This is a genomic window from Streptomyces sp. NPDC032721 (assembly GCF_055579625.1).
Genome location: NZ_JBVIMX010000012.1, coordinates 199,565 through 222,972 on the forward strand (window position 1 = coordinate 199,565; position 23,408 = coordinate 222,972).

Genomic DNA, 23,408 nt, shown 5'->3' on the forward strand with positions numbered 1-23,408 from the left:
GGGTGCGGGGCGGTGGGGGTTGCCTGCGGCGGCGGGGTGTTACCCGAACGGTGGCGGAGGGTGCTGGGGCGCTAGGAGCACCGGTGCGGGCGCGGCCGGTTTGACGTGGGCCGTCTCACGGGTAATCTCTTCCGCCCGATTGGCGTGCACCATGCCCCGTATGGCAGACTGTCGGGGTTGCTCGGTTGAGTATCGATGCTGCACGCCTCCCGCCGGGAGGACCGGAAGCGAGTCCCACAGTACTCGTCGCCCCAACTGCCCTCCGGGCAGCGCTGAGGCGGACGTACGGGAATCTTTCGGGAAGTGTTAGTGCGGTGCTGACCAGGCACCCGGTGGGTGTTCTCCCCCGGCTTGCGGTCGCGGACCGTATCCCTTAGAGCAGGGAAATTCCTTGGGATTTCTCGCTGGCGAGGATGCGACACGCCCGACCGCGTGGGTCGGAGAAGAGCGGTGCTGAGCGTTCAGAGCGCAGCTCCCCGGGTTCCAGAGCGTTATGAGAGACAGGACTACTAGTAGCCATGGCGGGACAGAAGATCCGCATCCGGCTCAAGGCCTACGACCACGAGGTCATCGACTCCTCGGCGAAGAAGATCGTCGAGACGGTGACCCGCACTGGTGCGTCGGTCGCAGGCCCGGTGCCGCTGCCCACTGAGAAGAACGTGTACTGCGTCATCAAGTCGCCGCACAAGTACAAGGACTCTCGCGAGCACTTCGAGATGCGCACGCACAAGCGCCTCATCGACATCCTCGACCCCACGCCGAAGACGGTTGACTCGCTGATGCGTCTCGACCTGCCGGCGGGCGTCGACATCGAGATCAAGCTCTGAAGGGACGGGCCGAGATGAGCAAGAACATCAAGGGCGTCCTGGGCGAGAAGCTCGGCATGACCCAGGTCTGGGACGAGAACAACCGGGTTGTCCCGGTGACCGTCGTCAAGGCCGGTCCGTGCGTCGTGACGCAGGTACGTACGAACGACAACGACGGCTACGAGTCGGTCCAGATCGCCTTCGGCGAGATCGACCCGCGCAAGGTGAACAAGCCCCTCAAGGGTCACTTCGCCAAGGCCGACGTGACCCCGCGCCGTCACCTCGTGGAGCTGCGCACCCCGGACGCCAGCGAGTACACGCTGGGCCAGGAGATCACTGCCGAGGTGTTCGAGTCCGGCGTCAAGGTTGACGTCACGGGCAAGAGCAAGGGCAAGGGCTTCGCCGGTGTGATGAAGCGCCACAACTTCCACGGTGGCAAGGCTTCCCACGGTGCCCACCGCGTGCACCGCAAGCCTGGTTCCATCGGTGGCTGTGCCACCCCCGGCCGTGTCTTCAAGGGCATGCGCATGGCGGGTCGCATGGGTAACGAGCGGGTCACCACCCAGAACCTGACCGTCCACGCCGTTGACGCCGAGAAGGGTCTGCTGCTCATCAAGGGCGCCGTCCCCGGCCCCAACGGTGGCCTCGTCCTGGTCCGCACTGCGGCCAAGGGGGTTTGAGGAACCGATGAGCACCATTGACATCCTTTCGCCGGCAGGTGACAAGGCCGGGACCGTCGAACTCCCCGCGGAGATCTTCGACGCCAAGGTCAGCATTCCGCTGATCCACCAGGTCGTTGTCGCTCAGCTGGCCGCTGCCCGCCAGGGCACGCACAAGACCAAGCGTCGCGGCGAGGTCCGTGGTGGCGGTAAGAAGCCTTACCGCCAGAAGGGCACCGGCCGCGCCCGTCAGGGTTCGACCCGCGCCCCGCAGTTCGCCGGCGGTGGCGTTGTCCACGGCCCGCAGCCGCGTGACTACTCGCAGCGCACCCCGAAGAAGATGAAGGCCGCCGCTCTGCGTGGCGCCCTCACCGACCGGGCCCGCAACGCGCGCATCCACGTCGTCACTGGCGTGGTCGACGGTGCGGTTTCCACGAAGGCCGCCAAGTCCCTGCTGGGCAAGGTCAGCGAGCGCAAGCACGTGCTCCTGGTCGCCGAGCGTTCGGACGAGGCCGCGTGGCTCTCCGCCCGCAACCTGCCCCAGGTGCACATCCTGGAGCCGGGCCAGCTGAACACGTACGACGTGCTCGTCTCGGACGACCTGGTCTTCACCAAGGCCGCCTTCGAGTCCTTCGTGTCTGGCCCCAAGGCCGATGAGACCGAAGGGAGCGACGCCTGATGAGCGCCGTTACCAGCAAGACCTTCACGGACCACCGCGACATTCTTGTCAAGCCGGTCGTCTCGGAGAAGAGCTACGCGCTGCTCGACGAGAACAAGTACACGTTCATCGTCGCCCCCGGCTCCAACAAGACCCAGATCAAGCAGGCCGTGGAAGCGGTCTTCTCGGTCAAGGTCACCGGAGTCAACACGATCAACCGTCAGGGCAAGCGGAAGCGCACCCGCACCGGTTTCGGCAAGCGTGCCGACACCAAGCGGGCCATCGTGACCCTCGCCGAGGGCGACCGTATCGACATCTTCGGCGGTCCGACCGCCTAACGGCGGTCTGGATCGTCCGGAATCGGACGAGGACTGAGAAATGGGAATCCGCAAGTACAAGCCGACTACGCCGGGCCGCCGTGGCTCCTCCGTAGCCGACTTTGTCGAGATCACGCGGTCCACGCCGGAGAAGTCGCTGGTCCGCCCCCTGCACAGCAAGGGCGGCCGTAACAACGCCGGTCGTGTGACCGTTCGCCACCAGGGTGGTGGCCACAAGCGCGCCTACCGCGTGATCGACTTCCGTCGTCACGACAAGGACGGCGTGCCGGCCAAGGTCGCGCACATCGAGTACGACCCCAACCGCACCGCGCGCATCGCGCTGCTGCACTACGCGGACGGCGAGAAGCGTTACATCCTCGCCCCGCGTGGCCTGTCGCAGGGTGACCGGATCGAGAACGGCCCCGGGGCCGACATCAAGCCGGGCAACAACCTCGCGCTGCGCAACATCCCGGTGGGTACCACCATCCACAACATCGAGCTGCGGCCCGGTGGCGGTGCGAAGTTCGCCCGCTCCGCCGGTGCCTCCGTGCAGCTGCTGGCGAAGGAGGGCGTCATGGCCCACCTTCGTATGCCTTCCGGAGAGATCCGCCTGGTCGACGCCCGCTGCCGCGCCACCATTGGCGAGGTCGGCAACGCCGAGCAGTCGAACATCAACTGGGGCAAGGCCGGCCGCATGCGCTGGAAGGGCGTTCGCCCGACCGTTCGCGGTGTTGCGATGAACCCGGTCGACCACCCGCACGGTGGTGGTGAGGGTAAGACCTCCGGTGGTCGCCACCCGGTCTCCCCGTGGGGTCAGAAGGAGGGTCGTACTCGCTCGCCGAAGAAGGCTTCGAGCAAGTACATCGTCCGCCGCCGCAAGTCGAACAAGAAGCGCTAGGAGCGGGTTTAGATGCCGCGCAGTCTCAAGAAGGGGCCCTTCGTCGACGGACACCTCGTAAAGAAGGTGGACGTCCAGAACGAAGCTGGCACCAAGAACGTCATCAAGACCTGGTCCCGGCGCTCGATGATCATCCCCAGCATGCTGGGTCACACCATCGCGGTGCACAACGGCAAGATCCACGTCCCGGTGTTCGTCACCGAGTCGATGGTCGGCCACAAGCTCGGCGAGTTTGCGCCGACCCGCACCTTCCGCGGCCACGTCAAGGACGACCGCAAGTCGAAGCGCCGCTAAGGCGGGGTGCGATGACTATGAACGACACCGAAGGGACAACCATGGAAGCCAGGGCCCAGGCGCGGTACATCCGCGTCACGCCCATGAAGGCCCGCCGAGTGGTGGACCTTATCCGTGGCATGGATGCCACGGAGGCTCAGGCGGTCCTGCGCTTCGCCCCGCAGGCCGCGAGCGTGCCGGTCGGCAAGGTGCTTGACAGCGCCATTGCCAACGCCGCGCACAACTACGACCACACCGACGCCTCTTCGCTGGTCATCAGCGAGGCGTACGTGGACGAGGGCCCGACCCTGAAGCGGTTCCGTCCGCGTGCTCAGGGCCGTGCCTACCGGATCCGTAAGCGGACCAGCCACATCACCGTGGTCGTCAGCAGCAAGGAAGGAACCCGGTAATGGGCCAGAAGGTAAACCCGCACGGGTTCCGGCTCGGCATTACCACGGACTTCAAGTCCCGTTGGTACGCCGACAAGCTGTACAAGGACTACGTCAAGGAAGACGTCGCCATCCGCAGGATGATGACGTCCGGCATGGAGCGCGCCGGCATCTCGAAGGTGGAGATCGAGCGCACCCGTGACCGCGTGCGTGTGGACATCCACACCGCTCGTCCGGGCATCGTCATCGGCCGCCGTGGCGCCGAGGCCGACCGCATCCGCGGTGACCTCGAGAAGCTCACGGGCAAGCAGGTCCAGCTGAACATCCTCGAGGTCAAGAACCCCGAGATGGACGCTCAGCTGGTTGCCCAGGCCGTTGCCGAGCAGCTCTCCTCCCGCGTCTCCTTCCGTCGTGCCATGCGCAAGAGCATGCAGGGCACCATGAAGGCCGGCGCCAAGGGCATCAAGATCCAGTGCGGCGGTCGCCTCGGCGGCGCCGAGATGTCCCGGTCGGAGTTCTACCGCGAGGGCCGTGTGCCGCTGCACACGCTCCGCGCGAACGTGGACTACGGCTTCTTCGAGGCCAAGACGACCTTCGGTCGTATTGGCGTCAAGGTCTGGATCTACAAGGGCGACGTCAAGAACATCGCCGAGGTTCGTGCCGAGAACGCCGCGGCCCGTGCGGGTAACCGCCCGGCCCGTGGTGCAGGTGCGAACGACCGTCCGGCCCGTGGTGGCCGTGGCGGCGAGCGTGGCGGCCGCGGCCGCAAGCCGCAGCAGTCCGCGCCGGCAGCCGAGGCCCCCAAGGCCGACGCTCCCGCCGCCGCTGCTCCGGCTGAGAGCACCGGAACGGAGGCCTGACCGACATGCTGATCCCTCGTAGGGTCAAGCACCGCAAGCAGCACCACCCCAAGCGCAGTGGTATGGCCAAGGGTGGCACTGAGGTCGCATTCGGCGAGTACGGCATCCAGGCGCTGACCCCGGCCTACGTGACGAACCGCCAGATCGAAGCGGCTCGTATCGCGATGACCCGCCACATCAAGCGTGGCGGCAAGGTCTGGATCAACATCTACCCGGACCGTCCGCTCACGAAGAAGCCCGCCGAGACCCGCATGGGTTCCGGTAAGGGTTCCCCGGAGTGGTGGATCGCGAACGTCAAGCCCGGTCGGGTGATGTTCGAGCTGTCCTACCCGAACGAGAAGATTGCTCGTGAGGCGCTTACCCGCGCTGCTCACAAGCTTCCGATGAAGTGCCGGATTGTTCGGCGCGAGGCAGGTGAGTCGTGATGGTGGCCGGTACGAAGGCGACTGAGCTGCGCGAGCTGAACGACGAGGACCTCGTCGCGAAGCTCCGTGAGGCCAAGGAAGAACTGTTCAACCTCCGCTTCCAGGCGGCGACCGGACAGCTCGAGAACCACGGCCGGCTCAAGTCCGTCCGTAAGGACATCGCCCGGATCTACACCCTGATGCGCGAGCGCGAGCTCGGCATCGAGACGGTGGAGAGCGCCTGATGAGCGAGAAGAATGTGACTGAGACGACTGAGCAGCGCGGATTCCGCAAGACCCGTGAGGGTCTGGTCGTCAGCGACAAGATGGACAAGACCGTCGTCGTCGCTGTCGAGGACCGCGTGAAGCACGCGCTGTACGGCAAGGTCATCCGCCGTACGAACAAGCTCAAGGCTCACGACGAGTCCAACGCTGCCGGTGTCGGCGACCGCGTCCTCATCATGGAGACGCGTCCGCTGTCGGCCTCGAAGCGCTGGCGCATCGTCGAGATCCTCGAGAAGGCCAAGTAATTCCCTAAAGGGGTTTCCCTTTAGGAAGTTCCGCCAGGCTCGGCGGGGGCCGTAGAAATACGGCCCCCGCCGGGAACCGGCAGACGATCAGGAGATAGACGTGATCCAGCAGGAGTCGCGACTTCGCGTCGCCGACAACACGGGTGCGAAGGAAATTCTCACCATCCGTGTTCTCGGTGGCTCGGGTCGCCGCTACGCGGGCATCGGTGACGTCATCGTCGCCACCGTCAAGGATGCGATCCCCGGTGGCAACGTGAAGAAGGGTGACGTCGTCAAGGCGGTCATCGTTCGCACCGTCAAGGAGCGTCGTCGCCAGGATGGCTCGTACATCCGCTTCGACGAGAACGCCGCTGTCATTCTCAAGAACGACGGCGACCCCCGCGGCACCCGTATCTTCGGCCCGGTGGGCCGTGAGCTGCGCGAGAAGAAGTTCATGAAGATCATCTCGCTCGCGCCGGAGGTGCTGTAAGCATGAAGATCAAGAAGGGCGACCTGGTTCAGGTCATCACCGGTAAGGACAAGGGCAAGCAGGGCAAGGTCGTTCAGGCCTTCCCCCGCGAGGACCGCGTCCTGGTCGAGGGTGTCAACCGGGTCAAGAAGCACACGAAGGCCGGCCAGAACCAGGCCGGCGGCATCGTGACGACCGAGGCTCCGGTCCACGTCAGCAACGTTCAGCTGGTTGTGGAGAAGGACGGCAACAAGGTCGTTACCCGCGTCGGCTACCGCTTTGACGACGAGGGCAACAAGATCCGCGTTGCCAAGCGGACTGGTGAGGACATCTGATGACTGCCACCACCGCACCGCGCCTCAAGCTGCGCTACCGCGAGGAGATCGCGGGCAAGCTGCGTGAAGAGTTCTCCTACGAGAACGTCATGCAGATCCCCGGCCTGGTCAAGATCGTGGTCAACATGGGTGTCGGCGACGCCGCCCGTGACTCCAAGCTGATCGACGGGGCCATCAAGGACCTGACGACCATCACGGGTCAGAAGCCGGCCGTCACCAAGGCCCGGAAGTCCATCGCGCAGTTCAAGCTGCGCGAGGGTCAGCCGATCGGCTGCCACGTCACCCTCCGCGGTGACCGCATGTGGGAGTTCCTGGACCGTACGCTGTCGCTCGCGCTGCCGCGTATCCGTGACTTCCGTGGTCTGTCGCCGAAGCAGTTCGACGGCCGTGGCAACTACACGTTCGGTCTCACGGAGCAGGTCATGTTCCACGAGATCGACCAGGACAAGATCGACCGAGTCCGGGGAATGGACATCACCGTGGTCACCACGGCGACGAACGACGACGAGGGCCGCGCCCTCCTCCGTCACCTCGGCTTCCCCTTCAAGGAGGCGTAACCGAGATGGCGAAGAAGGCTCTGATCGCTAAGGCCGCTCGCAAGCCGAAGTTCGGCGTGCGTGCCTACACGCGCTGCCAGCGCTGTGGCCGGCCCCACTCCGTGTACCGCAAGTTCGGCCTTTGCCGCGTGTGCCTTCGTGAGATGGCTCACCGTGGCGAGCTGCCGGGCGTGACCAAGAGCTCCTGGTAGTCAGTACTGCCCTTTGGGCGTACGGATTTTCCAGGGCTCTCGGTAAGTATCTGGTCGGCAGGAGCCCCACCCCGAATGCCGTAGGCTAGAAGGGTTGGGCGCCTGCCGCCCATAACGACTTACTACGCCGTAGGTCCCCGCACCGCACCCGTCCCGCCTCTGAGTGGGGAGAGGGATGGCGCATACAGGAAACCCCGGCGAGAGAGGCCGAAGGCCAATTCATGACCATGACTGATCCCATCGCAGACATGCTCACGCGTCTGCGTAACGCGAACTCGGCGTACCACGACACCGTCGTGATGCCGCACAGCAAGATCAAGTCGCACATCGCGGAGATCCTCCAGCAGGAGGGCTTCATCACCGGCTGGAAGGTCGAGGACGCCGAGGTCGGCAAGAACCTCGTTCTCGACCTGAAGTTCGGTCCGAACCGCGAGCGTTCGATCGCCGGCATCAAGCGTATTTCGAAGCCGGGTCTGCGCGTGTACGCGAAGTCCACCAACCTGCCCAAGGTCCTCGGCGGCCTCGGCGTGGCGATCATCTCCACGTCGCACGGTCTTCTGACCGGCCAGCAGGCAGGCAAGAAGGGCGTAGGTGGGGAAGTCCTCGCCTACGTCTGGTAGTCGGGAAAGGAAGGAAAGCTCATGTCGCGAATCGGCAAGCTCCCCATCCAGGTTCCCGCTGGTGTGGACGTCACCATCGACGGCCGCACGGTTGCCGTGAAGGGCCCCAAGGGCTCCCTCACGCACACTGTTGCCGCGCCGATCGAGATTGTTAAGGGCGAGGACGGCGTGCTCAACGTCAACCGCCCCAACGACGAGCGTCAGAACAAGGCCCTGCACGGCCTGTCCCGCACGCTGGTGGCGAACATGATCACCGGCGTGACCCAGGGATACAGCAAGGCGCTCGAGATCAGCGGTGTCGGTTACCGCGTCCAGGCGAAGGGCTCCAACCTGGAGTTCGCCCTGGGCTACAGCCACCCCATCGTGATCGAGGCCCCCGAAGGCATCACCTTCAAGGTCGAGTCGCCCACGAAGCTCAGCGTCGAGGGCATCGACAAGCAGAAGGTCGGCGAGGTCGCCGCTAACATCCGCAAGCTGCGGAAGCCCGACCCGTACAAGGCCAAGGGCGTCAAGTACGCCGGCGAGGTCATCCGCCGCAAGGTCGGAAAGGCGGGTAAGTAAGCCATGGCATACGGTGTAAAGATTGCCAAGGGCGACGCGTACAAGCGCGCTGCCATCAAGCGTCGCCACATCCGCATCCGCAAGCACGTCTCCGGTACGCCGGAGCGTCCTCGCCTGGTCGTGACGCGGTCCAACCGCAACGTGACCGCCCAGGTCATCGACGACATCGCGGGCCACACGCTCGCGTCGGCGTCGACCCTGGACGTTTCGATCCGCGGTGGCGAGGGCGACAAGAGCGCCCAGGCCAAGCAGGTCGGCGCCCTTGTTGCCGAGCGCGCCAAGGCCGCCGGTATCGAGACCGTCGTGTTCGACCGTGGTGGCAACAGGTACGCCGGGCGCATTGCCGCTCTGGCTGACGCCGCCCGCGAAGCCGGGCTGAAGTTCTAAGCCCCGGTTCCGGGACTAACGGACGTAACAGAGAGAGGTAAATCCAATGGCTGGACCCCAGCGCCGCGGAAGCGGTGCCGGTGGCGGCGAGCGGCGGGACCGGAAGGGTCGCGACGGTGGCGCTGCCGCCGAGAAGACCGCTTACGTTGAGCGCGTTGTCGCGATCAACCGCGTTGCCAAGGTTGTCAAGGGTGGTCGTCGCTTCAGCTTCACCGCGCTCGTCGTGGTCGGAGACGGTGACGGCACCGTAGGTGTCGGTTACGGCAAGGCCAAGGAAGTTCCCGCGGCCATCGCCAAGGGCGTTGAAGAGGCCAAGAAGAGCTTCTTCAAGGTCCCGCGTATCCAGGGCACCATCCCGCACCCGATCACGGGCGAGAAGGCCGCGGGCGTCGTCCTGCTCAAGCCTGCTTCCCCCGGTACCGGCGTTATCGCCGGTGGCCCGGTGCGTGCCGTACTCGAGTGCGCCGGCGTTCACGACATCCTGTCGAAGTCGCTCGGTTCTTCGAACGCGATCAACATCGTGCACGCGACCGTCGCGGCCCTTCAGGGCCTGCAGCGTCCCGAGGAGATCGCGGCTCGCCGTGGTCTGCCCCTCGAGGACGTCGCCCCGGCGGCTCTGCTCCGTGCGCGTGCGGGAGCGGGTGCGTAATGGCCCGTCTCGAGATCACGCAGACGAAGTCGTACATCGGCAGCAAGCAGAACCACCGCGACACCCTGCGTTCGCTCGGGCTCAAGCGCCTGAACGACGTGGTTGTCAAGGAGGACCGCCCCGAGTTCCGCGGAATGGTGCACACCGTCCGCCACCTCGTGTCGGTCAAGGAGGTCGACTGACATGGCGGAGAACAACCCGCTGAAGGTCCACAACCTCCGTCCGGCTCCGGGCGCCAAGACCGCCAAGACCCGTGTGGGTCGTGGTGAGGCGTCGAAGGGTAAGACGGCAGGCCGTGGTACCAAGGGCACGAAGGCCCGCTACCAGGTTCCGCAGCGCTTCGAGGGTGGCCAGATGCCCCTCCACATGCGCCTGCCGAAGCTGAAGGGCTTCAAGAACCCGTTCCGCACGGAGTTCCAGGTCGTGAACCTGGACAAGCTGGCCGAGCTCTACCCCGAGGGTGGAGAGGTCACGGTGGCCGACCTGGTCGCCAAGGGCGCCGTGCGCAACAACCACCTCGTCAAGGTCCTGGGCCAGGGCGAGATCTCCGTGGCACTGACGGTTTCGGTTGACGCCGCTTCCGCCTCCGCCAAGGAGAAGATCGCTGCCGCTGGCGGCAGCGTCACCGAGCTCGTCTAAGACGGTTCGTTGGCTTGAACATCCGACCGGGGATGCCTCTCATATGGGGCATCCCCGGTTGGTCGTTCCTAGGGGGCAGGGTCCGCCGGTATGGTGGCGTGCACTGTTAACTCTCGTGCGGTGTGCCTACAACGCTGTCCGCTCGTTTTTTGACTGATACGTATTCGTCGATCCTCAATACCGTCACCCTTCGACGCAGTAGCGCGGGGGTCGCAGGAGGCACCGTGCTCACCGCGTTCGCCCGGGCGTTCAAGACGCCCGACCTGCGCAAGAAGCTGCTCTTCACTCTCGGCATCATTGTGCTGTTCCGGCTCGGAGCGCACATTCCTGTCCCGGGCGTCAGCTACAAGAACGTTCAGACCTGTATCGACTTCGCGTCCAAGGACGGGGCCGGCGGCCTCTTCGGGCTGGTCAACATGTTCAGCGGTGGCGCGCTGCTGCAGATCACGATCTTTGCGCTCGGCATCATGCCGTACATCACGGCGAGCATCATCCTTCAGCTGCTGACCGTGGTGATCCCCCGGCTGGAAGCCCTGAAGAAGGAAGGGCAGTCCGGCACGGCGAAGATCACGCAGTACACGCGTTATCTGACCGTGGCGCTGGCCGTCCTCCAGGGCACCGGCCTCGTGGCGACCGCCAACTCCGGTGCGCTGTTCAGCGCTTGCCCCGACTCGATCCGTTCGCAGATCGTCCCGGACAAGTCCATCTTCACCACCATGGTCATGGTCATCACGATGACGGCCGGTACCGCGGTGGTCATGTGGCTCGGTGAGCTCGTCACCGACCGCGGCATCGGCAACGGCATGTCCATCCTGATGTTCATCTCGATCGCCGCCGGCTTCCCCGGCTCGCTCTGGGCCATCAAGAAGTCGGGCAAGCTGGCCGACGGCTGGATCGAGTTCGCCGTGGTGATCCTGGTCGGGTTCGCGATGGTCGGGCTCGTGGTGTTCGTGGAGCAGGCTCAGCGCCGCATTCCCGTTCAGTACGCGAAGCGCATGATCGGACGGAAGTCGTACGGCGGGACCTCGACGTACATCCCGCTGAAGGTGAACCAGGCGGGTGTGATCCCCGTCATCTTCGCTTCTTCGCTGCTCTACATCCCCGCCCTGATCGTCCAGTTCTCCGGGTCAACTGCCCCTTGGGCCCAGTGGATCCAGAACAACATGGTCAAGGGCGACCATCCCTACTACATCGTCACGTACTTCCTGTTGATCGTGTTCTTCGCCTTCTTCTATGTGGCGATCTCGTTCAACCCCGAAGAAGTCGCTGACAACATGAAGAAGTATGGTGGCTTCATCCCGGGCATCCGGGCAGGTCGACCTACTGCTGAGTACCTGAGTTACGTGCTGAACCGCATCACGTGGCCGGGATCGCTGTACCTGGGTCTGATCGCTCTCGTGCCGACGATGGCGTTGGCAGGTTTCGGTGCCAGCCAGGACTTCCCGTTCGGCGGCACAAGCATCCTCATCATCGTGGGTGTGGGTCTGGAGACCGTGAAGCAGATCGAGAGCCAGCTCCAGCAGCGCAATTACGAAGGGTTCCTCCGCTGATGCGTATCGTCCTCGTCGGGCCGCCGGGCGCGGGCAAGGGAACGCAGGCCGCGTTCCTCGCCCAGAACCTGTCGATCCCGCACATTTCGACGGGTGACCTCTTCCGGGCCAACATCAGCCAGGGCACTGAGCTCGGGCTGCAGGCCAAGGCGATCATGGACGCCGGAAATCTGGTCCCCGACGAGGTCACGATCGGCATGGCCCTGGACCGCATGGCCCAGAGCGACGCCGAGAACGGTTTCCTGCTGGACGGCTTCCCCCGCAACGTCTTCCAGGCCGAGGCGCTGGACAAGGCGCTGAAGGAGCAGGGGCAGAAGCTGGACGCGGTCCTGGACCTGGAGGTCCCGGAGGAAGAGGTCGTGAAGCGGATCGCCGGCCGGCGCATCTGCCGCAACGATTCCGCGCACGTCTTCCACGCCACGTACAGCCCGCCGAAGACCGAGGGCGTCTGTGACGTCTGCGGCGGCGAGCTCTACCAGCGTCCGGACGACACCGAGGAGACCGTGCGCAAGCGGCTCGACGTCTACCACACGCAGACCGAGCCGATCATCGACCACTACAAGGCGCAGGGCCTGGTGGTCACCCTCTCCGCGGAAGGCAAGGTCGCCGAGGTGACCGCGCGCGCGATGGACGCCCTGAAGAGGGACGAGGACCAGGGCTAGGCGCTGGCCCGGTTCTCCTATACGTACGACGGTGACGGCCGCGGTGTCCTTGGGGCACCGCGGCCGTCACCGTTCGGCCGCACCGGTTCGGCCGTACTGTTGAAGCTGACGTCATACGAGCGTGGAAGGCACATCCATGGTGGAGATCAAGACTCCCGAGCAGATCGCGAAGATGCGTGAGGCGGGGCTGGTCGTCGCCGCCATTCACGCGGCGACCCGTGAGGCGGCCGTTCCGGGCGCCAGCACGAAGGACCTCGACGAGGTCGCGCGCAAGGTGCTCGCGGAGCACGGCGCGAAGTCCAACTTCCTCGGGTACGGGGGCTTCCCGGCGACCATCTGCACCTCGGTGAACGAGGTCGTCGTGCACGGCATCCCCGACGAGAAGACCGTCCTCAAGGACGGCGACATCATCTCCATCGACTGCGGCGCCATCATCGACGGCTGGCACGGCGACGCGGCGTACACCGCCTTCGTCGGTAGTGGGCACGCGCCCGAGCTCCTGGAGCTCTCGCGGGTGACCGAGGAGTCGATGTGGGCGGGCATCGCCGCGATGAAGACCGGCAACCGGCTGGTCGACATCTCGAAGTCCATCGAGGGCTACATCCGCCGGCAGCCCCGTCCGGCGACCGGCAAGTACGGGATCATCGAGGACTACGGCGGGCACGGCATCGGCACCGAGATGCACATGGACCCGCACGTCCTGAACTACGTCACGCGCAAGCGCGGCAAGGGCATCAAGCTGGTCCCCGGCGTCTGCCTCGCCATCGAGCCGATGGTCTCGCTGGGCACCGCCCAGACCGAGGTGCTCTCCGACGACTGGACCGTCATCACCACGGACGGCACCTGGTCCTCGCACTGGGAGCACTCCATCGCCCTCACCGAGAACGGCCCGCTGGTCCTGACCGCGGTCGACGGCGGCAAGGCGAAGCTCGCGGAGTACGGGGTCGTGGCGGCGCCGGACCCCTTGGCGTAGGGCCCGAGAGGGCTGCGTCGAGAGGGTGGCAGATCCGTTGGCGTAGGGCCGGGTTTGCCGTGGTGGGGCGGCCGGGCCGCTGCTCGGGTGAAAGCCGCGTAACGATCATCAGTGTTGGGCAAACTTGACGGATTCGTCTTTTCGAGTGGCCTGACGTAGACTGACTCGTCGGCTCTCGTGCATCCGTGTGCCTGCATTCTGATGCGAGAGTTGATCAAGGTAGCCGATTCGAAGGGCGAAGCGTGGCCAAGAAGCAAGGTGCCATCGAAATCGAGGGCACCGTGATCGAGTCCCTCCCGAACGCCATGTTCAAGGTGGAACTTCAGAACGGTCACAAAGTCCTCGCGCACATCAGCGGCAAGATGCGTATGCACTACATCCGTATTTTGCAGGATGACCGGGTCGTCGTGGAGCTCTCTCCGTACGACCTGACGCGTGGCCGGATCGTCTACCGGTACAAGTAGATCTTGCCGCGCCCCTTCCGGGGGGCATGTGGCACTGACCCGGAGAACCTGACATCCCATGAAGGTCAAGCCGAGCGTCAAGAAGATCTGCGACAAGTGCAAGGTGATCCGCCGTCACGGCCGGGTCATGGTCATCTGCGAAAACCTGCGCCACAAGCAGCGCCAGGGCTGACGCACGACCTTTCCTGCATCTCGCAGTTCTTCGCGCGACGCAAGCAATTCGTACATACGCAGGGCACGTCCAGTCCTCTCCTGTGATGACTGGCGGCACCTCCGGCGGGGGCCGGGGACCCGGACGTACCACCTCATCCATCGCGGTGCGGTCGGCGGTCGGGAGCAGCTCTGTGGAAGACCCCCGAAATAACAACTGGAGCCATTGAATGGCACGCGTTTCAGGTGTTGACATCCCGCGCGAAAAGCGTGTGGAGATCGCACTCACCTACGTCTTCGGTATCGGGCGCACCCGGTCCAAGGAGATTCTCGCCGAGACCGGCGTGAACCCGAACACCCGCGTTCGTGACCTGGCCGAAGAGGACCTCGTCAAGATCCGCGAGTACGTTGACGCCAACCTGCGCACCGAGGGTGACCTCCGTCGCGAGGTGCAGGCCGACATCCGCCGCAAGGTCGAGATCGGCTGCTACCAGGGTCTGCGTCACCGCCGCGGTCTCCCGGTCCACGGTCAGCGCACCAGCACCAACGCGCGTACCCGCAAGGGCCCGCGTCGCGCGATCGCCGGTAAGAAGAAGCCGGGCAAGAAGTAGTCCTTAGCGGACACGCTTTCCAAGCGGTCTTCGCTGTAGGACCGACCACCTCCCTCTCCATCTGGAGTTAAGACATGCCCCCCAAGGGACGTCAGGGCGCCGCCAAGAAGGTGCGCCGCAAGGAAAAGAAGAACGTCGCTCACGGCCACGCGCACATCAAGAGCACGTTCAACAACACGATCGTGTCCATCACGGACCCGACCGGCAACGTGATCTCGTGGGCCTCCGCCGGCCACGTGGGCTTCAAGGGCTCGCGCAAGTCCACCCCCTTCGCCGCGCAGATGGCCGCCGAGTCGGCCGCCCGCCGCGCGCAGGAGCACGGCATGCGCAAGGTTGACGTCTTCGTCAAGGGTCCCGGCTCCGGCCGCGAGACCGCGATCCGCTCCCTCCAGGCCACCGGCCTTGAGGTCGGTTCGATCCAGGACGTCACCCCGACGCCGCACAACGGCTGCCGTCCGCCGAAGCGTCGCCGCGTCTGATTCGCCGCCCGGTCTCCGGGCGTCGTATCCGCAATACCTCGTGTCGTGAGTGGCCGTACGGAGACCGACCTCCCTACGGCGCTCGCTTCGCGTTTCGGGCGGTACAGCTCTTCGGGGCCGTATCGCCCGTACCCTTGTGGTAGTTGGCGTCAAATAGTGGGCGCCAAGAACAAGAAGGAACCCCATGCTTATTGCTCAGCGTCCGTCGCTGACCGAAGAGGTCGTCGACGAGTACCGCTCCCGGTTCGTGATCGAGCCGCTGGAGCCGGGCTTCGGTTACACGCTCGGTAACTCCCTGCGTCGTACCCTCCTGTCGTCCATCCCGGGTGCCGCTGTCACCAGCATCCGGATCGACGGTGTCCTGCACGAGTTCACCACCGTGCCGGGCGTCAAGGAGGACGTCACCGACCTCATCCTCAACATCAAGCAGCTGGTCGTCTCCTCGGAGCACGACGAGCCGGTCGTGATGTACCTGCGCAAGCAGGGTCCCGGCCTGGTCACCGCTGCCGACATCGCGCCCCCGGCCGGTGTCGAGGTGCACAACCCGGACCTGGTCCTCGCCACGCTCAACGGCAAGGGCAAGCTGGAGATGGAGCTGACCGTCGAGCGCGGTCGCGGCTACGTCTCCGCCGTCCAGAACAAGCAGGTGGGCCAGGAGATCGGTCGCATTCCGGTCGACTCCATCTACTCCCCGGTGCTCAAGGTCACGTACAAGGTCGAGGCGACCCGTGTCGAGCAGCGCACCGACTTCGACAAGCTGATCGTCGACGTCGAGACCAAGCAGGCCATGCGTCCCCGTGACGCCATGGCGTCGGCCGGTAAGACCCTGGTCGAGCTGTTCGGTCTGGCGCGCGAGCTCAACATCGACGCCGAGGGCATCGACATGGGCCCGTCCCCGACGGACGCCGCCCTGGCCGCCGATCTGGCGCTGCCGATCGAGGAGCTGGAGCTCACCGTTCGGTCGTACAACTGCCTCAAGCGCGAGGGCATCCACTCGGTGGGCGAGCTCGTGGCCCGCTCCGAGGCGGACCTGCTCGACATTCGCAACTTCGGTGCGAAGTCGATCGACGAGGTCAAGATGAAGCTCAACGGCATGGGCCTGGCCCTCAAGGACTCGCCTCCCGGGTTCGACCCGACCGCCGCTGCCGACGCCTTCGGCGCCGACGACGACGCGGATGCCGGTTTCGTGGAGACCGAGCAGTACTAGCAAGTGGCTGGGGGAAACCCCAGAGGGTCGCAACGTCGACACCGCGCAGTACTAGGCATTACGGCTTTACCCCGGGTGCGCTCCCCGAACGCGTGGAGCGCGCCCGGCACAGACTGCCCGTGAGCGTCCGCTCGTGGGGCCCTGTCACCGGTACCTGATACGGCCGGTGCAGACATTAGGAGAAACACCATGCCGCGTCCCGCAAAGGGTGCCCGTCTGGGCGGCAGCGCCGCGCACGAGAAGCTGCTCCTCGCCAACCTGGCGAAGTCGCTCTTCGAGCACGGTCGCATCACGACGACCGAGGCCAAGGCCCGCCGCCTGCGCCCCGTCGCCGAGCGCCTCGTCACCAAGGCGAAGAAGGGCGACATCCACAACCGTCGCCTGGTGCTCCAGACGATCACGGACAAGAGCGTCGTCCACACGCTCTTCACCGAGATCGCGCCGCGCTACGAGAACCGCCCCGGTGGTTACACGCGCATCACCAAGATCGGCAACCGTCGTGGCGACAACGCCCCGATGGCCGTGATCGAGCTCGTCGAGGCCCTCACCGTGCAGCAGAACGCTGTGGGCGAGGCCGAGGCCGCCACGAAGCACGCCGTGAAGGAAGACGCCACCAAGGCCGAGCAGGCCGAGGTCGTCGAGGACGCGAAGCCCGAGGGCGACGAGTCCAAGTAGTACCTGGTAGTACATGGACGGGCCCGTTCCCAGTTTTCTGGGGGCGGGCCCGTTCTGCTGTGTGGTGCGCGCGCGGGTGCGTCTGTTGTGTGGGTTCGGGTGAGTGTGGAGGTTGCGGTGGCTGACGAGGTGGCGGACGGTTTCGTACGGGTGAGGCTGGACCTCTCGTACGACGGCAAGGAGTTCTCCGGCTGGGCGAAGCAGCCCAGCGGGCGGCGGACCGTACAGGGGGAGATCGAGGCGGCGCTGCGGACGGTGACCCGGTCGGAGACGAACTTCGACCTGACGGTGGCCGGGCGGACCGACGCCGGGGTGCACGCGCGCGGGCAGGTCGCGCACGTGGACCTGCCGGAGGAGGTGTGGGCGGAGCACGAGGACAAGCTGCTGCGGCGGCTGGCGGGGCGCCTTTCGCACGATGTACGGGTGTGGAAGGTGGCGCGGGCGCCGGAGGGTTTCAACGCGCGCTTCTCGGCGATCTGGCGGCGCTACCAGTACCGGGTGTCGGACCACCCGGGCGGTGTGGACCCGCTGATCCGCAGTCATGTGCTGTGGCACGACTGGGAGTTGGACGTCGACGCCATGAACGCGGCTTCGGAGCGGCTGCTCGGGGAGCACGACTTCGCGGCGTACTGCAAGAAGCGCGAGGGGGCGACGACGATCCGTACGCTCCAGGAGCTTTGGTGGGCCAGGGGGGACGACGGGGTGGTCGTCGGGACAGTGCGGGCCGACGCGTTCTGCCACAACATGGTGCGGTCATTGGTGGGGGCGCTGCTGTACGTGGGCGACGGGCACCGGGGGGTGGAGTGGCCGGCGAAGGTGCTGGGCGCGGGGGTGCGGGATTCGTCGGTGCATGTGGTGAAGGCGCACGGGCTGACGTTGGAGGAAGTGGCCTACCCGGCCGATGAGTTGCTGGCGGCTCGGGCGGTGGAGGCGCGGAACGTGCGGACCTTGCCGGGGAGTTCGGGGGCTGCCGGGGGCTCCGGGGCTTCGGGTGGTTGTTGCTGAGGGAGGGGGTCGGGTGGGGCTTGTGTGGCCTGTTGGGCTTGGGGTGACTTGGCACGGGGCATTGTCAGTGGGCTGTGCGATGGTGTTTTTGGACAGCGACTCGGGTGAGGTACGGGGGCTCTGAGGGGGCGGGTTTCATGACGGGGGCGGAGAAGCGCGGGCTGGGGGTGCTGTTCGTCGCGGTGCTGCTGTTCGTGGTGGGGGTGCTGCCGCGCGTGCTGGAGAAGGGCGGCGGCGAGCAGCGGGTCGGCTCGGTGGGGGCCGCGCTGGGCATTCCGCGGGTGGCGGAGGCCCCCGGTGGGTCCGGGACCTCGGGAGCGTCGGGGACGGTGCCTTCGGGCGGGGCCTCCGGGAAGTCCGCGGGGGCCGCTTCGGCCGGGGCAGGGGCAGGGGCCGGCGCTGACCAGCCCGACGGGGGCGAGCGGGAGGACGAGCCCGACGCGGAGGAGCGGGCTGCGGCCTTCGCCGGTATACGGGCCGGGGACTGTCTCGCCCTCTTCGATACGGGCAAGGGCTGGAACACCCGAATACCGCAGAAGGCGGGCTGTTCCGGGGAAGCGGGGCTGAGCCGGGTGAGCGCGGTGCGCACCGGCTGGAGCGCCTGTCCGACGGGCGACGGGCTGTCGTACGTGGTGAGTGTGACCGACGAGCGCAAGCGGGTGCTGTGCCTGACCCGGCAGTACAAGCCGGGGTACTGCGTACTGGCGGAGAAGAAGACCGACGGCGGCAGTACGAGCATGCGGCTCGGGGCGATGACGGCCGTCGACTGCGGCGCGAAGCGGCCTGCGGCCCCGTACAACACGATCCTGCACATCACCGGGGTGTACGGGCCGGGGTCGGGGCGGGGGCCGGGGGAGTGCGCGCGGGCCTCGGGGGACCGGACGTACTACTGGTCGTGGCAGGTCGACGGGGGCGGGACGTTGCTCTGCACGATGGTTTATCAGGGGTAGCGGCCGGGCGGGGCGGGGCTTGCGCTGTGGGTGTCGGTGAGGGTGGTCAGCGGCGGGTGGTGGCCCAGAGCAGGGCGCCCGACGCGGCCAGCGCGGCGAAGCTGGCGCCGCCGAGGCCGTACAGGAAGGGGAACCAGACGAGGGCGAGCAGGAGGCAGTAGCCCGCGGCCAGGACGGAGAGGCCGATCTGGAGGAGCGCGGGGCCGCTGCGGTTGAAGCGCACGACGATCGCGATGAGGACCGCTGCCCACAGGACGGCGCGGGGCTGGTCGAAGGTGAGGATGCGGGCCAGCTCGCTGAAGGCCTCGTACCAGTTCTGCTTCATCAAGTCGGCCTGGGTGCGGGCGATTTCGCGGAGCTCGGTGGTACCGCCCGCGGCGAGCTGGGCGGGCGAGAGGTTGCTGACCGCGGCCCGGAAGTACTCGTAGACGGCGAGCAGGGTGAAGCCGAGGGCGTGCAGGACGCCGGTGGTGAAGCCGGTGGCGCGACGGCGGCGGGCGGCCTGGAGCGCGTCGTCGTCGAGGTCAGGCCGGTGCGGGGCGGGGGGCTCGTCGTCCGGGTACTGGCGGTGCTGGTGGAAGGGCGCGGCAGCGGGCTGCGGGACTGCCGGGTTGGGTCCGGTGTGGGCACGGGCCCGGGCGGGGGCCGGGCCGTTGGGGGTGGCGGGCCGGGGCCGGGAGGCGCCGGGGGCGCTTGGGGTGCGCGAGCGCAGGGAGGTGGTGGGCGGGTCGTGGGGGGACGACTGGGCCTTGGCTCGGCGGGGGGTGGGGGCCGCTGGTGCTGTGGGTGCCGTGGGTGCGGGGGAGGGCTTCCCGGGGCCGGGGGCGGTGCCGGTGCTGGGGTCCGTGTCGGCGTCGGCGTTCGCGGCGGTGCTTGTGGCTCGTCCTGGGCTCGTGCCCGGGTTTGTGCGGAGGGCGGTGGTGGGCGGGTCCTTGGTGAAGGTGGGGGCCGGGAGGCTGGGCCAGGGGGAGCGGGGGCGGTCCTCGTCCGGGGTGGGGCGGGGGGTTGTCGGCGTGGGGGTGCCCTTGGCGGGGGTGGGGGGTTCTTCGGGGGTGGCCGGCTGGTCCGGGGTGGCCGGGCGGGAGTCCGGGGCCGGGGGTGTGGAGTGCTGCTGGTCGTTCTTCTTGTCCATGTGGTGCAGCCCCCCGACCGTGGCGGACCGGCGCCGCCCCGGCGGACAGGTTAGTCAGGGGGTGGGTGGGCCGCCAGGGGCGGGGGAGGCGGGGCTGCGGGGACGTCAGCCGTTGAGGGTGCCGGAGGAGGCGGCGGCGGAGGCCTGGGTGCGGCCCCGTTCGACGATGCGCAGGAAGGTGTACTTCGCGGTGTCGTCGCCCAGTGCGAAGACCGGCTTGTCCTTGGTGGTGACGTCCGTCTTGTTGTTGGTGAAGCCGCCGACGGTGAAGTAGGCGTAGCGGCCGTAGGAGTTGGCGGTCTTGCGGCAGATGGTGCCGTTGCGGCAGAAGGTGGGGACGCCGGAGCCGGGCAGGGAGGCGATGCCGTCCTTCACCTGGTTCTTGGCCTTGAGCGCCTGGGCCTCGGTCTTGAAGACCGCGACGCCGACGGTGACCGCCGTGCCGCCCTTGTGGAAGGTGGCGCGGATGACCTGGTCGCAGCCGTTGCGGGTGAGGATGCCCCCGAGGGCGCCCTGGGAGGCGGCGGCGCAGTCGGTTGTCCGGTTCGTGGCGCCCTTGGTGTACGAACGGCCTTCCAGGGTGAGGGAGTTGCCCGGGAAGAGGGTGTCCGCGCTGAGCGGGGCCTTGTCCTTCTCCGCGCTGGAGATGAACTCCTTGGGGTCCGGCGGGGGCGGCGGTGCCACCGGCGAGAAGGAGGGTTTCGGCGCGGTGGACTCGGTGGGCAGGCTCTCCGGGGAGGGCAGGGCGGAGTTCTTGCCGTCCGACGACGAGGAGTTGCCGGCCGAGACGACCGCGGTGGCGACCAGGGCGCCCACGACGAGGGTGGCCAGCACGCCGCCGCCCACGTAGAGGAGGCGCTTGCGGCGGGTGCGGGACGCGGCGGCGTCGGCGAGGGCGGCCCAGTCGGGGGTAGGGCCCGAGCTCGGGGCCGCGCCGGGGCCCTGGCCAGGGCCGGTGCCGGTGCCGATGCCGGGTGTGCCCGGCGAGAGCGGGCTGGGCGGTAGCGGCGGCGTGCCCTGGCCTGCCGGGGCCTGGCCCGGTGCGGCGTGGCCCGGTGCTGCCTGGACGGAGTTGTCCTGGACCAGCTGGACCGGGGGCATCGGCGCTGCGGGCTGGCGGGCCGGCTGGGTGTGTGGGGGCGGGGCGTTCAGGTACGGGTTCGCGGTGGGCTGCTGCGGGTGTGGTGCGCCGTTGTACGGGCCCTGGGGCGGGGTTCCGTAGGCGTGCGGCTGGGGGGTGCCGTACGGGCCGTGCTGGGCGGGCGCCGCCGCGTACGGGTTCGGCTCCGGCTGGGGGGCCGAGGGGTCCGGCGCGGGCGTGGCACTGTAACTGCCCTGCTGCTGCGGTGGGTTGTCGTCGTGCGGGGGTTGTCCCGCGGGGCCGCCGGTGGGTCCCCCATGCCCGAAGCTCATGCCGCGCATCCTAGCCACCCGGGCCGGGGCGACGTACGGCTGCTGGGGCAGGGGGTGCGGGGCGGGCCGGGGCCCCGCGCACTGTAATCCGGTTGGGGTGTGGTTGCGCGGGCGGTGAGAATGGCTGGCATGGGACATCTTGAGGTCGGACACGTCGAGTACTACTTGCCGGACGGGCGGGTGCTGCTCGGCGACGTCTCGTTCCGGGTGGGCGAGGGCGCCGTGGTGGCGCTGGTCGGGGCGAACGGGGCGGGCAAGACCACCCTGCTGAAGATCATCGGCGGCGAGCTGCAGGCGCACGGCGGGTCGGTCACGGCCAGCGGCGGGCTCGGCGTGATGGGGCAGTTCGTCGGGTCGGTGCGCGACGAGAGGACCGTACGGGACCTGCTGGTCTCGGTGTCGCCGCCCCGGATCCGGGAGGCCGCGGCGGCCGTCGACAAGGCCGAGCACCTGATCATGACGGTCGACGACGAGGCCGCGCAGATGTCCTACGCGCAGGCGCTCAGCGACTGGGCCGAGGCGCAGGGGTACGAGGCCGAGACGGTCTGGGACATGTGCACGATGGCCGCGCTCGGTGTGCCGTACGACAAGGCGCAGTTCCGCGAGGTGCGCACGCTCAGTGGCGGTGAGCAGAAGCGCCTCGTCCTTGAGGCGCTGCTGCGCGGGCCCGACGAAGTACTGCTCCTCGACGAGCCGGACAACTACCTGGACGTGCCGGGCAAGCGCTGGCTGGAGGCCAAGCTGAAGGAGACCCGCAAGACGGTGCTCTTCGTCAGCCACGACCGGGAGCTGCTGTCGCGGGCCGCCGAGAAGATCGTCAGCATGGAGCCGGGCCCCGCAGGCTCCGACGTGTGGGTGCACGGCGGCGGGTTCGGGACGTACCACCAGGCCCGTACCGAGCGCTTCGAGCGGTTCGAGGAGCTGCTCAGGCGCTGGCAGGAGGAGCACGCGCGGCTCAAGGCGCTGGTGCTGCGGCTGCGCGGGCAGGCGGCGATCAGCCCGGACATGGCGTCCAGGTATCACGCGATGCAGACGCGGTTCAAGAAGTTCGAGGACGCCGGGCCGCCGCCGGAGCCGCCGCGCAAGCAGGACATCCGGATGCGGCTGAAGGGCGGCCGGACCGGGGTGCGCGCGCTGACCGTGGAGAAGCTGGAGCTGACGGGGCTGATGAAGCCTTTTGATCTTGAGGTCTTCTACGGGGAGCGGGTGGCTGTTCTCGGGTCGAACGGGTCCGGGAAGTCGCACTTCCTGCGGCTGCTGGCCGGCGAGGACGTCAAGCACACCGGGGCGTGGAAGCTGGGGGCGCGGGTGGTGCCCGGGCACTTCGCGCAGACGCACGCGCATCCGGAGCTGATGGGGCGGACGCTGGTCGACATCCTGTGGAGCGAGCACTCCAAGGACCGGGGTGGCGCGATGTCCGTGCTGCGGCGGTACGAGCTGGAGCGGCAGGGGGACCAGAGCTTCGACCGGCTGTCGGGTGGGCAGCAGGCGCGTTTTCAGATTCTGCTGCTGGAGCTGCGGGGGACGACGGCGCTGCTGCTCGACGAGCCGACGGACAACCTTGACCTGGAGTCGGCGGAGGCGTTGCAGGAGGGGCTGGAGGCGTACGAGGGGACGGTGCTGGCGGTCACCCACGACCGGTGGTTCGCGAAGTCCTTCGATCGGTATCTGGTGTTCGGGTCGGATGGGGTTGTGCGGGAGACGGTGGAGCCGGTGTGGGATGAGAGGAGGGTGGAGCGGGTGCGTTGAGGTGGGTGTTGGGGGGAGCCGTGGCGCAGGTGGGGCCGGGGCGTAGGTGGGGCGGGGGCGAGGGGTGCGACTCCGTCGGGGGCCGCCCCCTTGCCCGCCCGTTCCGCCCCCGGGGGGCGGCCCCGCCGCCCAAGGGGGCTCGGCGGGCGGCCCCGCCGCCCAAGGGGGCGGGGCAACGGGTGGGGGTGGGGCCGCCGCCCAAGGGGGC

At 67.5% G+C, this 23,408-nt stretch carries 35 protein-coding genes; 33 read left to right on the forward strand and 2 right to left on the reverse strand.

Translation table 11 applies throughout. The features are described from left to right. Positions 1–518 precede the first annotated feature (518 nt). The 32 genes from rpsJ to ACZ5PB_RS25695 all read left to right on the forward strand — a co-directional run bounded on the left by rpsJ (position 519) and on the right by ACZ5PB_RS25695 (position 18,906). A complete protein-coding gene (rpsJ, locus tag ACZ5PB_RS25540; RefSeq protein ID WP_003948644.1) occupies positions 519–827 on the forward strand; it encodes a 30S ribosomal protein S10 in 309 nt (102 codons plus the stop codon). 14 nt (positions 828–841) lie between these two features. Continuing rightward, on the forward strand, positions 842–1,486 hold the full coding sequence (gene rplC / locus ACZ5PB_RS25545; protein ID WP_189821109.1) for a 50S ribosomal protein L3: 645 nt from the start codon (positions 842–844) through the stop codon (positions 1,484–1,486). A gap of 7 nt (positions 1,487–1,493) precedes the next feature. Then, the gene (gene rplD / locus ACZ5PB_RS25550; protein ID WP_266659742.1) at positions 1,494–2,144 is read left to right on the forward strand and encodes a 50S ribosomal protein L4; all 651 of its coding nucleotides are present in this window, start codon (positions 1,494–1,496) and stop codon (positions 2,142–2,144) included. Then, the gene (gene rplW / locus ACZ5PB_RS25555) at positions 2,144–2,461 is read left to right on the forward strand and encodes a 50S ribosomal protein L23 (RefSeq protein ID WP_185028010.1); all 318 of its coding nucleotides are present in this window, start codon (positions 2,144–2,146) and stop codon (positions 2,459–2,461) included. Before rplD ends, rplW begins: the two co-directional genes overlap by 1 nt. Before the next feature lie 40 nt (positions 2,462–2,501). Further along, a complete protein-coding gene (rplB, locus tag ACZ5PB_RS25560; RefSeq protein ID WP_398417570.1) occupies positions 2,502–3,338 on the forward strand; it encodes a 50S ribosomal protein L2 in 837 nt (278 codons plus the stop codon). Positions 3,339–3,350: 12 nt separating this feature from the next. Continuing rightward, entirely contained in the window at positions 3,351–3,632 is a 282-nt protein-coding gene (gene rpsS / locus ACZ5PB_RS25565) for a 30S ribosomal protein S19 (protein ID WP_138894198.1), read from the forward strand. A gap of 41 nt (positions 3,633–3,673) precedes the next feature. Then, positions 3,674–4,021 carry a 50S ribosomal protein L22 gene (gene rplV, locus ACZ5PB_RS25570; protein WP_004571827.1) on the forward strand — a complete coding sequence of 116 codons (348 nt, stop codon included), beginning with the start codon at positions 3,674–3,676 and terminating at the stop codon, positions 4,019–4,021. Further along, positions 4,021–4,860 carry a 30S ribosomal protein S3 gene (gene rpsC, locus ACZ5PB_RS25575; RefSeq protein ID WP_468694065.1) on the forward strand — a complete coding sequence of 280 codons (840 nt, stop codon included), beginning with the start codon at positions 4,021–4,023 and terminating at the stop codon, positions 4,858–4,860. The genes rplV and rpsC overlap by 1 nt, the downstream gene beginning before the upstream one ends. 5 nt (positions 4,861–4,865) lie before the next feature. Further along, a complete protein-coding gene (gene rplP / locus ACZ5PB_RS25580) occupies positions 4,866–5,285 on the forward strand; it encodes a 50S ribosomal protein L16 (protein WP_119286204.1) in 420 nt (139 codons plus the stop codon). Then, complete coding sequence (gene rpmC, locus ACZ5PB_RS25585) at positions 5,285–5,509, forward strand: 50S ribosomal protein L29 (RefSeq protein WP_138894199.1); 225 nt, start codon at positions 5,285–5,287, stop codon at positions 5,507–5,509. Before rplP ends, rpmC begins: the two co-directional genes overlap by 1 nt. Continuing rightward, a complete protein-coding gene (gene rpsQ, locus ACZ5PB_RS25590) occupies positions 5,509–5,793 on the forward strand; it encodes a 30S ribosomal protein S17 (protein WP_028812368.1) in 285 nt (94 codons plus the stop codon). The genes rpmC and rpsQ overlap by 1 nt, the downstream gene beginning before the upstream one ends. A 100-nt stretch (positions 5,794–5,893) precedes the next feature. Further along, the gene (gene rplN, locus ACZ5PB_RS25595; RefSeq protein WP_003966950.1) at positions 5,894–6,262 is read left to right on the forward strand and encodes a 50S ribosomal protein L14; all 369 of its coding nucleotides are present in this window, start codon (positions 5,894–5,896) and stop codon (positions 6,260–6,262) included. A gap of 2 nt (positions 6,263–6,264) precedes the next feature. Further along, the gene (gene rplX, locus ACZ5PB_RS25600; protein WP_189821105.1) at positions 6,265–6,576 is read left to right on the forward strand and encodes a 50S ribosomal protein L24; all 312 of its coding nucleotides are present in this window, start codon (positions 6,265–6,267) and stop codon (positions 6,574–6,576) included. After that, complete coding sequence (gene rplE, locus ACZ5PB_RS25605) at positions 6,576–7,133, forward strand: 50S ribosomal protein L5 (protein WP_345228946.1); 558 nt, start codon at positions 6,576–6,578, stop codon at positions 7,131–7,133. Before rplX ends, rplE begins: the two co-directional genes overlap by 1 nt. Before the next feature lie 5 nt (positions 7,134–7,138). After that, entirely contained in the window at positions 7,139–7,324 is a 186-nt protein-coding gene (locus ACZ5PB_RS25610) for a type Z 30S ribosomal protein S14 (RefSeq protein WP_003956452.1), read from the forward strand. Between the two features lie 221 nt (positions 7,325–7,545). Then, on the forward strand, positions 7,546–7,944 hold the full coding sequence (gene rpsH, locus ACZ5PB_RS25615) for a 30S ribosomal protein S8 (RefSeq protein ID WP_266659726.1): 399 nt from the start codon (positions 7,546–7,548) through the stop codon (positions 7,942–7,944). Between the two features lie 21 nt (positions 7,945–7,965). Continuing rightward, positions 7,966–8,505 carry a 50S ribosomal protein L6 gene (gene rplF, locus ACZ5PB_RS25620; RefSeq protein WP_362417316.1) on the forward strand — a complete coding sequence of 180 codons (540 nt, stop codon included), beginning with the start codon at positions 7,966–7,968 and terminating at the stop codon, positions 8,503–8,505. 3 nt (positions 8,506–8,508) lie between these two features. Continuing rightward, a complete protein-coding gene (gene rplR / locus ACZ5PB_RS25625) occupies positions 8,509–8,892 on the forward strand; it encodes a 50S ribosomal protein L18 (protein WP_384349955.1) in 384 nt (127 codons plus the stop codon). A 46-nt stretch (positions 8,893–8,938) separates the two neighbouring features. Beyond that, on the forward strand, positions 8,939–9,541 hold the full coding sequence (gene rpsE / locus ACZ5PB_RS25630) for a 30S ribosomal protein S5 (RefSeq protein ID WP_097866720.1): 603 nt from the start codon (positions 8,939–8,941) through the stop codon (positions 9,539–9,541). Beyond that, positions 9,541–9,723 carry a 50S ribosomal protein L30 gene (gene rpmD, locus ACZ5PB_RS25635; RefSeq protein WP_345228942.1) on the forward strand — a complete coding sequence of 61 codons (183 nt, stop codon included), beginning with the start codon at positions 9,541–9,543 and terminating at the stop codon, positions 9,721–9,723. The genes rpsE and rpmD overlap by 1 nt, the downstream gene beginning before the upstream one ends. 1 nt (position 9,724) lies before the next feature. Next, entirely contained in the window at positions 9,725–10,180 is a 456-nt protein-coding gene (gene rplO, locus ACZ5PB_RS25640; RefSeq protein WP_384349957.1) for a 50S ribosomal protein L15, read from the forward strand. A gap of 224 nt (positions 10,181–10,404) precedes the next feature. Beyond that, the gene (secY, locus tag ACZ5PB_RS25645) at positions 10,405–11,730 is read left to right on the forward strand and encodes a preprotein translocase subunit SecY (protein ID WP_468694066.1); all 1,326 of its coding nucleotides are present in this window, start codon (positions 10,405–10,407) and stop codon (positions 11,728–11,730) included. After that, positions 11,730–12,392, forward strand: coding sequence for an adenylate kinase (locus ACZ5PB_RS25650; RefSeq protein WP_468694067.1), 663 nt, complete (start codon positions 11,730–11,732; stop codon positions 12,390–12,392). Before secY ends, ACZ5PB_RS25650 begins: the two co-directional genes overlap by 1 nt. A 136-nt stretch (positions 12,393–12,528) precedes the next feature. Continuing rightward, positions 12,529–13,365, forward strand: coding sequence for a type I methionyl aminopeptidase (map, locus tag ACZ5PB_RS25655; RefSeq protein WP_468694068.1), 837 nt, complete (start codon positions 12,529–12,531; stop codon positions 13,363–13,365). Positions 13,366–13,607: 242 nt separating this feature from the next. After that, complete coding sequence (gene infA, locus ACZ5PB_RS25660) at positions 13,608–13,829, forward strand: translation initiation factor IF-1 (RefSeq protein WP_468694069.1); 222 nt, start codon at positions 13,608–13,610, stop codon at positions 13,827–13,829. Positions 13,830–13,887: 58 nt separating this feature from the next. Continuing rightward, positions 13,888–14,001 carry a 50S ribosomal protein L36 gene (gene rpmJ, locus ACZ5PB_RS25665; protein WP_009740505.1) on the forward strand — a complete coding sequence of 38 codons (114 nt, stop codon included), beginning with the start codon at positions 13,888–13,890 and terminating at the stop codon, positions 13,999–14,001. A gap of 208 nt (positions 14,002–14,209) precedes the next feature. Then, positions 14,210–14,590 (forward strand): 30S ribosomal protein S13, encoded by a 381-nt coding sequence (gene rpsM / locus ACZ5PB_RS25670; RefSeq protein WP_401587647.1) that lies wholly within the window; start codon positions 14,210–14,212, stop codon positions 14,588–14,590. Positions 14,591–14,664: 74 nt separating this feature from the next. Further along, complete coding sequence (gene rpsK, locus ACZ5PB_RS25675; protein WP_003948617.1) at positions 14,665–15,069, forward strand: 30S ribosomal protein S11; 405 nt, start codon at positions 14,665–14,667, stop codon at positions 15,067–15,069. 184 nt (positions 15,070–15,253) lie between these two features. After that, positions 15,254–16,276 (forward strand): DNA-directed RNA polymerase subunit alpha, encoded by a 1,023-nt coding sequence (locus ACZ5PB_RS25680; RefSeq protein ID WP_185028035.1) that lies wholly within the window; start codon positions 15,254–15,256, stop codon positions 16,274–16,276. A gap of 189 nt (positions 16,277–16,465) precedes the next feature. Then, positions 16,466–16,951, forward strand: coding sequence for a 50S ribosomal protein L17 (gene rplQ / locus ACZ5PB_RS25685; protein WP_468694070.1), 486 nt, complete (start codon positions 16,466–16,468; stop codon positions 16,949–16,951). A 117-nt stretch (positions 16,952–17,068) separates the two neighbouring features. Continuing rightward, on the forward strand, positions 17,069–17,956 hold the full coding sequence (gene truA, locus ACZ5PB_RS25690; RefSeq protein WP_468694071.1) for a tRNA pseudouridine(38-40) synthase TruA: 888 nt from the start codon (positions 17,069–17,071) through the stop codon (positions 17,954–17,956). 137 nt (positions 17,957–18,093) lie between these two features. Beyond that, a complete protein-coding gene (locus ACZ5PB_RS25695; RefSeq protein ID WP_468694072.1) occupies positions 18,094–18,906 on the forward strand; it encodes a hypothetical protein in 813 nt (270 codons plus the stop codon). Positions 18,907–18,952: 46 nt separating this feature from the next. Here ACZ5PB_RS25695 and ACZ5PB_RS25700 read toward each other — a convergent pair whose 3' ends face one another. Together ACZ5PB_RS25700 and ACZ5PB_RS25705 are read right to left on the reverse strand one after the other, a co-directional pair. After that, on the reverse strand, positions 18,953–20,038 hold the full coding sequence (locus tag ACZ5PB_RS25700; protein WP_468694073.1) for a hypothetical protein: 1,086 nt from the start codon (positions 20,036–20,038) through the stop codon (positions 18,953–18,955). 105 nt (positions 20,039–20,143) lie between these two features. Further along, entirely contained in the window at positions 20,144–21,139 is a 996-nt protein-coding gene (locus ACZ5PB_RS25705; RefSeq protein ID WP_468694159.1) for a hypothetical protein, read from the reverse strand. 432 nt (positions 21,140–21,571) lie between these two features. On the opposite strand from ACZ5PB_RS25705, the gene ACZ5PB_RS25710 reads away from it, so the two are divergent. After that, complete coding sequence (locus ACZ5PB_RS25710) at positions 21,572–23,200, forward strand: ABC-F family ATP-binding cassette domain-containing protein (protein ID WP_468694074.1); 1,629 nt, start codon at positions 21,572–21,574, stop codon at positions 23,198–23,200. Positions 23,201–23,408 lie beyond the last annotated feature (208 nt).

What these genes read in the sequence shown, in the direction of transcription:
- rpsJ (WP_003948644.1), top strand. Translation starts at nt 519, where the DNA reads ATGGCGGGACAGAAGATCCGCATCCGGCTCAAGGCCTACGACCACGAG.
- rplC (WP_189821109.1), top strand. Translation starts at nt 842, where the DNA reads ATGAGCAAGAACATCAAGGGCGTCCTGGGCGAGAAGCTCGGCATGACC.
- rplD (WP_266659742.1), top strand. Translation starts at nt 1,494, where the DNA reads ATGAGCACCATTGACATCCTTTCGCCGGCAGGTGACAAGGCCGGGACC.
- rplW (WP_185028010.1), top strand. Translation starts at nt 2,144, where the DNA reads ATGAGCGCCGTTACCAGCAAGACCTTCACGGACCACCGCGACATTCTT.
- rplB (WP_398417570.1), top strand. Translation starts at nt 2,502, where the DNA reads ATGGGAATCCGCAAGTACAAGCCGACTACGCCGGGCCGCCGTGGCTCC.
- rpsS (WP_138894198.1), top strand. Translation starts at nt 3,351, where the DNA reads ATGCCGCGCAGTCTCAAGAAGGGGCCCTTCGTCGACGGACACCTCGTA.
- rplV (WP_004571827.1), top strand. Translation starts at nt 3,674, where the DNA reads ATGGAAGCCAGGGCCCAGGCGCGGTACATCCGCGTCACGCCCATGAAG.
- rpsC (WP_468694065.1), top strand. Translation starts at nt 4,021, where the DNA reads ATGGGCCAGAAGGTAAACCCGCACGGGTTCCGGCTCGGCATTACCACG.
- rplP (WP_119286204.1), top strand. Translation starts at nt 4,866, where the DNA reads ATGCTGATCCCTCGTAGGGTCAAGCACCGCAAGCAGCACCACCCCAAG.
- rpmC (WP_138894199.1), top strand. Translation starts at nt 5,285, where the DNA reads ATGGTGGCCGGTACGAAGGCGACTGAGCTGCGCGAGCTGAACGACGAG.
- rpsQ (WP_028812368.1), top strand. Translation starts at nt 5,509, where the DNA reads ATGAGCGAGAAGAATGTGACTGAGACGACTGAGCAGCGCGGATTCCGC.
- rplX (WP_189821105.1), top strand. Translation starts at nt 6,265, where the DNA reads ATGAAGATCAAGAAGGGCGACCTGGTTCAGGTCATCACCGGTAAGGAC.
- rplE (WP_345228946.1), top strand. Translation starts at nt 6,576, where the DNA reads ATGACTGCCACCACCGCACCGCGCCTCAAGCTGCGCTACCGCGAGGAG.
- ACZ5PB_RS25610 (WP_003956452.1), top strand. Translation starts at nt 7,139, where the DNA reads ATGGCGAAGAAGGCTCTGATCGCTAAGGCCGCTCGCAAGCCGAAGTTC.
- rpsH (WP_266659726.1), top strand. Translation starts at nt 7,546, where the DNA reads ATGACCATGACTGATCCCATCGCAGACATGCTCACGCGTCTGCGTAAC.
- rplF (WP_362417316.1), top strand. Translation starts at nt 7,966, where the DNA reads ATGTCGCGAATCGGCAAGCTCCCCATCCAGGTTCCCGCTGGTGTGGAC.
- rplR (WP_384349955.1), top strand. Translation starts at nt 8,509, where the DNA reads ATGGCATACGGTGTAAAGATTGCCAAGGGCGACGCGTACAAGCGCGCT.
- rpsE (WP_097866720.1), top strand. Translation starts at nt 8,939, where the DNA reads ATGGCTGGACCCCAGCGCCGCGGAAGCGGTGCCGGTGGCGGCGAGCGG.
- rpmD (WP_345228942.1), top strand. Translation starts at nt 9,541, where the DNA reads ATGGCCCGTCTCGAGATCACGCAGACGAAGTCGTACATCGGCAGCAAG.
- rplO (WP_384349957.1), top strand. Translation starts at nt 9,725, where the DNA reads ATGGCGGAGAACAACCCGCTGAAGGTCCACAACCTCCGTCCGGCTCCG.
- ACZ5PB_RS25650 (WP_468694067.1), top strand. Translation starts at nt 11,730, where the DNA reads ATGCGTATCGTCCTCGTCGGGCCGCCGGGCGCGGGCAAGGGAACGCAG.
- map (WP_468694068.1), top strand. Translation starts at nt 12,529, where the DNA reads ATGGTGGAGATCAAGACTCCCGAGCAGATCGCGAAGATGCGTGAGGCG.
- rpmJ (WP_009740505.1), top strand. Translation starts at nt 13,888, where the DNA reads ATGAAGGTCAAGCCGAGCGTCAAGAAGATCTGCGACAAGTGCAAGGTG.
- rpsM (WP_401587647.1), top strand. Translation starts at nt 14,210, where the DNA reads ATGGCACGCGTTTCAGGTGTTGACATCCCGCGCGAAAAGCGTGTGGAG.
- rpsK (WP_003948617.1), top strand. Translation starts at nt 14,665, where the DNA reads ATGCCCCCCAAGGGACGTCAGGGCGCCGCCAAGAAGGTGCGCCGCAAG.
- ACZ5PB_RS25680 (WP_185028035.1), top strand. Translation starts at nt 15,254, where the DNA reads ATGCTTATTGCTCAGCGTCCGTCGCTGACCGAAGAGGTCGTCGACGAG.
- rplQ (WP_468694070.1), top strand. Translation starts at nt 16,466, where the DNA reads ATGCCGCGTCCCGCAAAGGGTGCCCGTCTGGGCGGCAGCGCCGCGCAC.
- ACZ5PB_RS25695 (WP_468694072.1), top strand. Translation starts at nt 18,094, where the DNA reads ATGACGGGGGCGGAGAAGCGCGGGCTGGGGGTGCTGTTCGTCGCGGTG.
- ACZ5PB_RS25700 (WP_468694073.1), bottom strand. Translation starts at nt 20,038, where the DNA reads ATGGACAAGAAGAACGACCAGCAGCACTCCACACCCCCGGCCCCGGAC.
- ACZ5PB_RS25705 (WP_468694159.1), bottom strand. Translation starts at nt 21,139, where the DNA reads ATGCCCCCGGTCCAGCTGGTCCAGGACAACTCCGTCCAGGCAGCACCG.
- ACZ5PB_RS25710 (WP_468694074.1), top strand. Translation starts at nt 21,572, where the DNA reads ATGGCTGGCATGGGACATCTTGAGGTCGGACACGTCGAGTACTACTTG.